General features: G+C 42.6%; 7 protein-coding genes and 2 rRNA genes. 3 read left to right on the top strand and 6 right to left on the bottom strand.

Going from position 1 to position 10,875, the window contains the following annotated elements; all coding sequences use genetic code 11:
• The first annotated feature begins 195 nt into the window (after positions 1–195).
• Positions 196–309: ribosomal RNA gene (gene rrf / locus BLU80_RS11770) — 5S ribosomal RNA — on the top strand.
• A 128-nt stretch (positions 310–437) separates the two neighbouring features.
• On the opposite strand, the gene BLU80_RS11765 is transcribed toward rrf (BLU80_RS11770), so the two are convergent.
• Positions 438–1,697, bottom strand: coding sequence for an ATP-binding protein (locus BLU80_RS11765; protein ID WP_091398440.1), 1,260 nt, complete (start codon positions 1,695–1,697; stop codon positions 438–440).
• Positions 1,698–2,299: 602 nt separating this feature from the next.
• Here BLU80_RS11765 and rrf (BLU80_RS11755) point away from each other — a divergent pair.
• Positions 2,300–2,414 (top strand): 5S ribosomal RNA (gene rrf, locus BLU80_RS11755).
• Between the two features lie 102 nt (positions 2,415–2,516).
• On the opposite strand, the gene BLU80_RS11750 is transcribed toward rrf (BLU80_RS11755), so the two are convergent.
• The 5 genes from BLU80_RS11750 to BLU80_RS11735 all read right to left on the bottom strand — a co-directional run bounded on the left by BLU80_RS11750 (position 2,517) and on the right by BLU80_RS11735 (position 9,331).
• Positions 2,517–3,044 carry a SecDF P1 head subdomain-containing protein gene (locus tag BLU80_RS11750; RefSeq protein ID WP_091398435.1) on the bottom strand — a complete coding sequence of 176 codons (528 nt, stop codon included), beginning with the start codon at positions 3,042–3,044 and terminating at the stop codon, positions 2,517–2,519.
• Positions 3,045–3,205: 161 nt separating this feature from the next.
• On the bottom strand, positions 3,206–5,638 hold the full coding sequence (locus tag BLU80_RS11745) for a basic secretory protein-like protein (RefSeq protein ID WP_091398433.1): 2,433 nt from the start codon (positions 5,636–5,638) through the stop codon (positions 3,206–3,208).
• Positions 5,639–6,092: 454 nt separating this feature from the next.
• A complete protein-coding gene (locus tag BLU80_RS19970) occupies positions 6,093–6,227 on the bottom strand; it encodes a hypothetical protein (RefSeq protein ID WP_262482927.1) in 135 nt (44 codons plus the stop codon).
• Between the two features lie 438 nt (positions 6,228–6,665).
• Positions 6,666–7,322: an alpha/beta fold hydrolase gene (locus tag BLU80_RS11740; protein ID WP_170831219.1), complete on the bottom strand. Its 657-nt coding sequence runs from the start codon at positions 7,320–7,322 to the stop codon at positions 6,666–6,668.
• 335 nt (positions 7,323–7,657) lie between these two features.
• The gene (locus tag BLU80_RS11735) at positions 7,658–9,331 is read right to left on the bottom strand and encodes a molybdopterin-dependent oxidoreductase (RefSeq protein WP_244518887.1); all 1,674 of its coding nucleotides are present in this window, start codon (positions 9,329–9,331) and stop codon (positions 7,658–7,660) included.
• Positions 9,332–9,571: 240 nt separating this feature from the next.
• Between BLU80_RS11735 and BLU80_RS11730 the strand changes: the two genes are divergently transcribed.
• Positions 9,572–10,678, top strand: coding sequence for a mandelate racemase/muconate lactonizing enzyme family protein (locus BLU80_RS11730; RefSeq protein ID WP_091398428.1), 1,107 nt, complete (start codon positions 9,572–9,574; stop codon positions 10,676–10,678).
• Positions 10,679–10,875: the final 197 nt, after the last annotated feature.

Here is a 10,875-nt window from a genome sequence, read left to right as displayed (position 1 = left end):
GATGACGTTGATAGGCTATAGATGTAAAGGTGGTAACATCAAAGTCGAGTAGTACTAATTGCCCGTAAGCTTTATTTTTTAAATCTATATTTACTTCTGAAATGGTAGGTATAGTTGCTCTTATGAGCTTTTCCAATATGACCTTATTTAAGTGTGTGATACCAAGAAGTATCCGAAGACAGCACACGACCTTTTTATGGTGGTTATTCCGAGGGTCTTCACCTCTTCCCATACCGAACAGAGTAGTTAAACCCCTCATGGCCGATGGTACTTGGGTATTATCCCTGGGAGAGTAGGTAGCTGCCATATTTATTTTAAAAGTCTCAATAAGCAATTATTGAGACTTTTTTTATGCACATAGATAAGACGCTAATTTGTAGTCAGTTGGCGTATAGTTTACCCAATGTTTATTATTTCAAGGGAATCAGCGGGCACAGCTAATTTTTTAAACAACCTATTGGGACAACCAGAACACCGTCCTCGCGTTTAAAAGCATATTGTCCACCAGTTACGACCATTAGAAAAGAAGGCTCACGCATTTTTTCGGTATCGATCTTTGCTTTGAGTGTCAATAAATTTTCTGCCGCTTCCTCAATTTGTTTGTTGCCCAATTTTACTTCAATTGCACCCCAACGTCCATCACGCAAGGCAACAATCATATCTGCTTCCAGCCCGGTTTTGTCACGGTAGTGGAAGACATCGCCATCACTATTTTGTGCATATATCCGCATGTCACGGACGCACAATGCTTCAAATAGAAACCCGGAGTATTCAAAATCTTGTAAAATCCCTGAGGGGTTGACACGCATTACTGCGGTGGCTATGCAAGGATCCACAAAATGATGCTTATTTGAAGTTCGAATAGCGGTTTTGGAACGTAGAGAAGGTGACCATGCAGGCAAGGGCTCAGCTACATAAATACGTTGAAGCGCATTATAATATACGGCAAGGGTCTTGTCTGAAATTGTGGTTTCTGTACTTTCAATATCTTTTAAAATAGTGGGTGCCGTAGCTACTGTGGCAATGTTTCGGGCGAGGGAACGTAATAGTAGCCTAACTCGGTTGGGGTTTTTATCCACGCCGTCAACATCAGAAATGTCATGGTTGATAATTGCTTCGACATAATCTATTGGCATTTGCAACGCTATTTTTTCCTGCTTGTCTATGGTGGCCGGGAATCCGCCTCTACATATAGCATAAGCTATTTGCTGTATGCTTAACGTGGAGACGGCCTCAATATCATGATCCTGTTCGAACAACGCAGCAAGCGAAATGCTACCATTTGATTCATACAAACTCATAGGGCGCATTAAAATACGGGCAAAACGCCCGGTGCCTGTATGGGCAGTCACGTTATCTGCTGGACGGGTGGACCCAGTCAATATAAACTGCCCGGTTTTCTGTCGTTTATCGACTTCAAAACGTACTGCATCCCAAAGGCCGGGAGACATTTGCCATTCATCTATCAAGCGTGGCGTTTCGCCTTTGAGTAAAAGCGAAGGCTTGGTATCCGCCAGTTGTTGGTATGAGTTGGTGTTGTCGGGATCTTGCAAGTCAAGGGTACTGCCTGCTACATTTGCAGCGGTGCTGGTTTTACCGCACCATTTTGCGCCTTCAATCAATACCGCGCCCATTCTCTCAAGAGCATTTTGAAGTGCTGTATCGCAGATTCTAGGTATATACTTATTTTTAGGCATTTATGCTTGCTTGTTTGTATAACGGTACACAAAGTTCGTGATTTGGCGTTGTTTTACTTCCCGATTTGGCGTTGTTTTACTTCGTGATTTGGCAGCATTTTACTTCCCGATTTGGCGCTGTTTTACTTCGTGATTTGGCAGCATGATTGAATTTAATTATAAAAGCCTGGTTACGTTATACTTAATGTTGTTAGTCTAGGTGAAGTGGAGCCGGTACAAGCTTCTTTTATTGCAAGGAGCATGCGTTGTGGATTCACCTTTTTGCATAATTGACCACTTTACTTGGATGTTTTCAGTTTTGTAAGAGCATTAATGGGCCTTTAAAATATTCTTCCGGAATGCCAGTTTGGCCCTGCGACAAGAATAGCTGGGGCATTACCTGGTGCCAGGATGTCTGTCAGAATTCCAGGCTTCCAGCCAAATTGCTGCCTATATCTGGCAAGCGGAAAGTCGGGTACGGTACCTAAAATGTAGATAAGATAGTAATCGGTCGAAAGTGTAATGAATGCCTGCTGGTGCTGGCTTACAAATTTTTGGATAGCAGCACTGTCCGTTAAGTTCAAAACGTCCTGTAATAATTGCCGTTATGATGCGGTAAGTGGTTGGGTGGTTATTCCAAGGGTCTTCACCTCTTCCCATACCGAACAGAGTAGTTAAAACCCCTCATGGCCGATGGTACTTGGGTATTATCCCTGGGAGAGTAGGTAGTTGCCATATTTATTTTAAAAGTCTCAATAAGTAATTATTGAGACTTTTTTTATGCACACAAGGCAAGGATGGGATAACTTTATCTTATTCTTTTAAAAATGAATGCTGAATTCATTTGTTGTTCTTTTTTAAAGCTTTATTTAAGTTATTTGCAATGTCAGTTACTTCTCTTAAAGTTCCAATCCCATTAACCAGGATTTGATCGCTATCAATAGCTGAGTTTATAAAAGGGACGGATACTATTTTCCCTTGTAGGACAATGGCCAGTGGTTTGTTTATGTTTGCTTTAGTAAGTTCATAAAATTTTTTTCGGCCCATATTATTCAAGTCAATTTCTAAAGTAGGTTGACCTGTCTGATCCATTACAGTTTTTGCAGTGGAAAAGTCTTTCAGATTTATTGATGGCTTTGTGGCAAGAATAGAGGTGTTTATATCTTCTTTATGGAGTGATTTGATCTTGTATATTCCATCTATGCGGCTCTTGGGAATCGTATCTCGAATTGTGTACGGATAATTGTGTTGTAGATCCTTTTGATGATGATTTAAAGTATTTGCCATTAAAGCTGCGTTACCGGTTAACAAAAAAGCCGGAATCTGAACAGCTACTACAACTAGTATAATATAAAATTTTCTATTCATAGATCATATTTTGATGGCTGAATTCTAACAGAATAACGTTGCTCATTGATCAAATCCAGCTAAAAGGTACAAATTTTAGTGGTTTTGGCCAGTTATAAATAATTTTAATTATGCAGAAGTTTTAAATTTTGATTCATAATCGGAAAGTTTAAGAAATCGCCCTAATACGAATGTAACTGTTGTAAATCGATTTGCGGGTTTTCTGTATATGCCGACCATAACTGATCCAGTTCCTTGCCTGTGCGCTCCTGCCAGACAGCGCTTGAATATGAGTCGTCCCTCAGCATTTTGTCCACAACTCTTACAAAATCCTTATCCTTGTGCTCAGTTATCCAATATAAAAATCTGGCGGTAATCCGGTAACTGTTGGTATAATGCATGCCGTTAATCAGTGGAGGCATACTCCAGTTGGCATCAACGTTATGGAGACCATAAATCTGCCTTACATAATCAGCGATGCCTTCTGAAAGCCACCTGGGACTGTAATTGTTCTTTTGATAGTGCTGTATGATATGCATCACCTCATGAGTCACAACGTCATAATCCTTTGGGTTGGTATTAAACCATTTTGGCTGAAACCGGACTACATTGTGTACCGTGGCAGCAAGTAAAGGACAGGCAGAATCCATCACAAATATGACTTTTTTAGCCGCCTCCTTGTTATAAGCCTGCATCTGCTTAGGATAGACGGCAAAGAAAGTTTTAATCATGCTGTCTTTTATTTGCTGGCTAAACCCAATTTGATTAATCGCAAAAATAAGGGTAAGGCCGTTGCGGCGGATCGTGTCACAACTGATAAATTGTTCAGGATGTATATCCATCCACTCCGCCTCACTGTTATAATTTATAGCGTGTTGATTTGTTTGCATTGCTTGGGCAGCGGATATTTGTGTGCTGGTATTTTTTATCTCTTGCAATCTTTCTAAAAGTGTGGCTGCAATAAATGGATTACTAAACTTCTGGTTAGGGCCTTTAAAATATTCTTCCGGAATGCCTGTTTGGCCCTGTGACAAGAACTGCTGTGTCAGATTACCTGGTGCCAGGATGTCTGTCAGAATTCCAGGCTTCCAGCCAAACTGCTGCCTACACCGGGCAAGTAGAAAGTTCGGTACGGTATCTAAAATGTAGATAAGATAGTAATCGGTCGAAAGCGTAATGAATTCCTGCTGGTGCTGGCTTACGAATTTTTGGATAGCAGCACTGTCTGTTAAGTTCAAAACGTCCTGTAATAATTGCCGTTGTGAGGCGGTAAGTGGTGGGTCTAAGTGCTGCAGTGGTAAAAGATCCTTTGCCAGCGTTTGCGGGGCAATATGACCTATGGTGTCCATCCCGATATTATCGAGCGGCGGATAATCAGTATGCTGATTGGGATTGCGGATCGATTCAACAAAATCTCTGAAGGCGGGCGAAATGATAGCCTCGTCATTGTCGAGGCCTTTTAAAAAATCAAAATAATCGGAGGGAAGCGCCGCATTGATAGAATTGACATCATTTGTATGTTCACTGTTTTCTGCATACCAGCCGTCTTTGGTTTTCTCGGTATAATGTAATAGCGCATCTGCGACAGCATAAATGATATTGTAACGGCCAATCTGATAGCTGAGTGGGCTGATTTGTCCGGCAGATTTAACACTGTCCAGGTGCTTCAGCAAGTCTTCCCGGATGGTTAAAAATTGTTGCTTATACTGGGCCGGCGTGGGTTTTTGGTTGGCTTGTAGCTTCCCCTTAATCAGGCTTAAAATATCTAGGCCAGAACCGTAATGCTGTTTTTCAAATAATGGTTGCATTTCAAGGGCAAGTAACGAACCAGCGCCTCCATAATGCAACTGACCATTCGTTTCCAGTAAGGTGATTTCTGATCCCGGAACCATCATAATTTTGACCGGTTCCTTATTGTAAGTTGAAGAAAGGGTAACTTCAAGCAGGGTGGGACGTTTCACGGGAATGGCCACATGTACCATGCCGTTATTTTGAATCTGAAGGTAATAGTTTGTGCCTATTGATAAAATAAGGGACTTCACTCCAACAGATATCTGCCCGCCGACGGCATTTTGTGAATAATAGTTGAAATATACGGTATCCTTTGAAAATCCCGGCCGGGCAATAGCAGGTAGGTTATGTTTGATGCTGCATTGTTCACGGAACCTAAAATATGAAACTTTGGGTAAATTTTTTTCACTGCTGGTACTGAGCTTCAGTTTGTCGTTACTGAGGCTGCACTCAAGTACTGCCTTTTGGCCATATTCGCTGGTAAGATACAGATGAATGGATTTTTTACTTTTTTGCAGGCTATCATACTGCCAGAAGCGTCCTTCAAAAACTGCGCCCCTGTCATAAAATCCAAATGTACAGCTACCGGTGGCAGGATGATACCACTCACCCTTTAAGGTGGCGGGCAGCTCTGAAGCCCAATTTGCGGAGGATGACTGACTCTTTACGTTAGTTATAGCTATAAGAGAAATCAATAAAAAATTAAAGCAGCGCAAGTAACGTGTTTTAAGAAAACGATAATTGTGTGGTAATGGATAAAACAATTTTACCTTCTTTTTCAGGGCAGGTAATACGTTTAAATGGGCATAGTTTGGTTGAGACATCTCCTTAAATTATACCTTAAGGTAGGAGTATTTATTCTATATAACGTATTGTTAACAAATTGTTTGAATTTTAAACGGGCTCCTGCTAGTCAAAGATCACTTAGGAGAAGTCTGGTGATTGGCTCACCGAAGCGCTAGGTATCAGCCAGCAGATCAAAATATATTTTACTTCCAGATTTGGCACTGTTTTACTTCGTGATTTGGCAATATGATGGAATTTAATTAAAAAAAACAGGTTGTCGTTACACGTATAGTTGTTAATCAAGGTGAAGATGGGAGTTGGTACAGGCTTCTTTAATAAACAGGGCGGATTTAATGGTTTGGCTACCCGGACCTGCCGTGTTTTTAGGCATTATAGCGTTCTTTTGTTCCAACATCCGATACCCTGGCCGGCACCATATCGACCTCGTCAAATGAACAAAAAGGACGTCGGGTTTATCAGTCTTAATGTGTTTTACGGTTGATCATCAGTCAGGGTTGTCTTCGGTGGTATGGTGGTGGTGGTTGCCCGCCTGTTTAGCAAATAGATATCTGATTCCACCCCACTATTCCATTCGGCAAACCCCTGCAGTTCAGGCCCTGCTCTCATCACTATAGAAGCCTATTTATCGGCTCTTGATGAAGAAAATACGCAGCGAGCATGAATCGTGGAAGCACCTCTTTTTGGATGATTGACCGTATTACTGGGGTATTTCAAGCCTTGAGCATTCAGAGCTAACCGTCATTGTTATGTGAAACTACCGATATAATTTTTTCGGCAAATAAAATGAGAATTTTATGGGCTAAAGTAATGTAGAGATGATGATAGAACATCTAGGACTGAAGGCTTCTGATCAGCCCGTAAAGGAATACCATTGTTCGTGTTTTTGATATCAGCGTGTTGGCTGGGCTTCGGCACATTGTTTAATAATGCTATTCTCCTGGATATCCTGGCTTAGTGGTTTCCAATTTTCAGGCAAGAGCCTTTATTATTTCATGATATATGGGTTGAATGCAATAGGTAAAAAGTACCCAATTAAACCTGCATCTATAAATCTGCAGTTTTTTCCAGAATAGCCGTCAGATTTTCGGGGGCTTCTCTCATAACATTATGCCCGCAATGTATTGTTTCAAGATGCCACTCGGGATTATTTTTCAGGGCCTCATATTGTTTTTTAAATGGCGTTGCGGCCCAACCACTGGCGTAAACGAAAACGCGGTTACGGATTTGTTTATATCGGCCTGTCAAATGTAAAGCCTGCATAAACGTGGCTACCGGATGGGGTACTCTGCGTTTTTCAGTACCAGGAGGAACGGCGACGGTATAACCGTCGTGAGCAACGCCTTCAATAAATAAATCTCTGTAAACTTCGCTGGTGAGTTTCCAGCAGGAATCTCCGTTTTCTGGGATATAGGCATCAATATAGACAAGCGAGTGGATTTTTTCCGGGATTTGATCAGCAACTCCCGTTATAACAAGTCCTCCATAGCTGTGGGCGCATAATATAACCTGACTGAAATCTTGTTCGACAAGCTGGTCTACAACGTACCGGATATGGGTATCCAGATTTATTACTTTTTTATGAGGCAGGCTAGGATGTTCAAGGCCGGGCAGGGTAAGCGCAAGGAAGTCATGGCCTGTTTTTATAAGCCGGTCTTTTATGGGATCAAAAGACCATCCGCCATGCCAACCACCGGGAATCATTATGTAGATTTTTTTTGCCGCCTGCTTCATTCGCTCATTCGTTTTCGAAAAATTAGATAAACAAAGTTGACTAAAGATAAGGTAATTGAGAGGATTTACTTTTTTCATAATGTAGTGTATGGCTGAACCGGATATGGTGGATGTAGTCTTTGGTGATTTTTTTTGGAAGTTTATAGTATTTGAAGGTATATTATTCAATCATAGTGTATGATTCGCTGTGATTTTGACCCGTTATAATGGTTTATATCTAGCCAAAAGTTGCCTTTTTTGTTGATTTTGGCTGGTTATAAGAAATTATATCTGGCCAAAAGTTGCTTTTTTTTATGGTTTTGGCGCTAGGTATCAGCCAGCAGATCAAAATATTCATCATCCTCATTTTTGCCACCATATCCTTTCCCAACATCTGTATGGGATGCTACAAATTCAATATAATCGATCCATTTTACCATTTTGTAGCCGAGCTGGTTTTCAATTCTGAGTCTGAGAGGAGCCCCATGTTCAATGGACAAGGGTTTGTAATTCATCTCCCAGGCCAGAAGACTTAATGGTTTTTTACAGTTATCCAGGGTATGCGTATCGTAATAAACTCCGCCATATAACCCGGTCCCGAATGAATAAAAAGCTACCGTAGTGACATTGTCATGCGGTTTTACCAGCTCAATGAGTTTGTGCAAGGGTAATCCACCCCACTCCGCGATTCCGGACCATCCCTGTATACAATGGTGCATGGTGATATTCTGATCCATGGCAATCTTTTTAAGTTCCTCTAAAGAAAGTTCCATGGGATTTTCTACCAGTCCTGTAATTTTTAATTTGTAGTCTTTAAAATTATTTTTTGCCAGTTCCACCCACTTTTCAGAGTCTTCCGGTATTTTGCCATTGGGCCAGAAAAAAGGAGAAATGTCCTTTTTGGTATAATACCTGGCAGGTTTAAAAGTATTGATGCTCCTGCGCCACAGATTGCCATTGACGGCTGCCTGAGCCCTTTGTAATTGTCTGGGACGATGCCAGCTTAGCCATAAGGCCACAAAGCAACAGATGACGACAAACAGTACGATCCCAATACCGATATAAAGGCCCATGTTACTGGTGGTGCTGTCCGTTCCCATAACAATATGATTCAGATTGCGGGAAAGGCCTGTCGCTACCACAAGTCCTACGTGAATAACAATAAAGACCAGGTAACAGACCATGACCATAAAATGCCCCGAGCGGGCACATTGTCGGTTGCCGAATAATTTAGGGTACCAGGGGAAGCGGTTGGAGATGGCCGGAGACATCGCAAGTCCGGTCAGGATGGCCAGCGGTGCCAGTAGGAAGACGACGGCAAAATAAGCCAGCTGTTGCAAGGCATTATAATGATAAAATCCGTTGGGTTCCACCGGAAAATTGAAAGTGGCATAATGGACAAAGACATGCCAGGCATCAGGCAGTATCTGCCAGGAAGTCGGTACCAGTCTGAGCCAGTGATTGGTGAATAATAAATAACAGATAAAAATAATGCCATTGAGTACAAAAAACGGCACTGTGAGAAAATGCCATACCCGGGCAAGCCCTATGCTGTGCCGATATCCTGGCAGACCCAGCACCGGACTGATGTATCTGGCATCCTCTTTGGCGGTCCACAACCTGTCCTTGGGTACCTGTACAGGTGTAAAGCGCACCCATTCGGATTCCGGAGCGCAGCCATTATTAAAATAGAGTCTGGGGTGATCGACCAAAATAGAAAGACCGCTGCGGATGATCAGGGATAAAAATAAAAAATTTACCCAGTGACTTAATCTTGCCCAGAGGGGGAAGCCCGGATCTGCTTTTGATGGCAGGGTGACCAGTACGGCCGAGGGGTCAGAAGGGAGGCCGAAAAAGAGATACTGAATCCAGGCCGCTGCAATAGGAATGACAATGATGGCCCCGAAAATAACCCACATATAGGGTTTAATGACCATGACCAGTTTTCTGTCCTTTGGGTAAAGTACGGCCTGTTCTGCCTGACTTAAATGACCTATCATGATAATCCGGTTTTATAGATTTCAGATAAAAGCAGACTGCCCTATTTTGACTTGCCAGTCCCGGTTAATCAGTCATGAAAAGCGGTAACTGAGACTAATCGTTAAAGCAGTTGATGAAAAACCCTACACAATTTACAAAACCGGCCCCGCATCACAAAAAAATCATTGGTTATGCCCTGTAAACAGTAATTTTAAAAAAAATAGAAAAGACATTTGTTCTCCCATCCTAAGTATTCTCTTATGAAAATTACCCATACAGAAATCTACGGTTTTAGTATTTCGATGGTGCCCTTTGCCATCGCAACGGGCACAATGGATTATGCCCAGAATGTCCTGATCCGGATCTATACGGATGAAGGACTGATAGGGACAGGGGAATGCTCCGCCTTTCCCATGATTGTTGGAGAAACCCAGGGAACCTGTCTTGCAGTCGGCAGGGATCTGGCTGCCATCATAAAAGATAAAGATCCCCTGCAGATCCAGCAGCACCTGGAAGACTTTGACAGGTATATCGCAGGCAATACGACCATTAAGAGTGCCTTTGATATGGCGCTCGTGGATATTGCGGCCCAGGCAGACAATAAGCCTTTATTTGCTTATCTGGGCGGACAGCTAAAACCCATTACCACGGATATAACCGTAGGGATTGGCACTGCGGAACAAATGGCCAGCCAGGCATTGACGTTTAAGGAAAATAAAGCACAAATCATTAAGGTGAAGGTGGGAAAAGACCCGAAGGAGGATATCAGGCGTATTGAACTAATCAGAGCGGCCATTGGACCGGATATACAAATACAGTTGGATGCCAATCAGGGATGGAGCCTTCAGGCAGCTAAAACGGCTCTTGGAGGAATGCAGGCTTTAGGTCTGGATATTGCATTTTGTGAGCAGCCGCTGCCCAGTTATCTGGATCACGAGATTTTAGCCTTAAAGGCGGAAGTAGGCATTCCTATTATGGCAGACGAGAGCTGTTATCACCTGCGGGATGTAGAAAAGTGCCACAGGGCCGGGTTTGATTATATTAATATCAAGCTCGCTAAATCGGGCGGGATTACCCGTGGACTTGAAATCGCGAGCGCCGCAGCTGCTTACGCAATACCCTGCATGATGGGAGGTATGCTGGAATCCAGAGTGGCACTGACCGCTATGACGCATATGGTGATGGCTTCCGGTAATATCCGGTTTTTTGATATGGATACCTGTCTATTGGGGCATCTGGAAGACCCTGTAACCAGGGGCGTACATATCCAAGACTACCGTCTGAGCTTACCGGAGCCTTTGCTCCCCGGTATCGGCATCCAGACGGATGCGGCCTTTTTGGAAAAATGTGACCGCTGGGTGGTTTAGCTGACGGAATGGGTCTCCTGATACCTGTGCCTTGTGGAAATGATAATACGGGTTATTTTTTTCCATTAATCTGGAATATTATTGATTAATTCATAGTTTATTGGTATATTCGTTGAACGCTTTACCCGAAGTCTTTTACAGTCAGCCCGGGTAAAACGCTAATTACATCCTGGCTCATCTTTATTTACCCCTACACC

The sequence above is a fragment of the Arachidicoccus rhizosphaerae genome (assembly GCF_900107765.1).
GTDB classification, from domain to species: Bacteria; Bacteroidota; Bacteroidia; order Chitinophagales; family Chitinophagaceae; genus Arachidicoccus; species Arachidicoccus rhizosphaerae.
This window is presented reverse-complemented; position numbering and strand designations above follow the sequence as displayed.

Bases quoted from the DNA above. Each gene is read 5' to 3' on its own strand.
- BLU80_RS11765 (WP_091398440.1), bottom strand. From the start codon at position 1,697: ATGCCTAAAAATAAGTATATACCTAGAATCTGCGATACAGCACTTCAA.
- BLU80_RS11750 (WP_091398435.1), bottom strand. From the start codon at position 3,044: ATGAATAGAAAATTTTATATTATACTAGTTGTAGTAGCTGTTCAGATT.
- BLU80_RS11745 (WP_091398433.1), bottom strand. From the start codon at position 5,638: ATGTCTCAACCAAACTATGCCCATTTAAACGTATTACCTGCCCTGAAA.
- BLU80_RS19970 (WP_262482927.1), bottom strand. From the start codon at position 6,227: ATGAGAGCAGGGCCTGAACTGCAGGGGTTTGCCGAATGGAATAGTGGG.
- BLU80_RS11740 (WP_170831219.1), bottom strand. From the start codon at position 7,322: ATGATTCCCGGTGGTTGGCATGGCGGATGGTCTTTTGATCCCATAAAA.
- BLU80_RS11735 (WP_244518887.1), bottom strand. From the start codon at position 9,331: ATGATAGGTCATTTAAGTCAGGCAGAACAGGCCGTACTTTACCCAAAG.
- BLU80_RS11730 (WP_091398428.1), top strand. From the start codon at position 9,572: ATGAAAATTACCCATACAGAAATCTACGGTTTTAGTATTTCGATGGTG.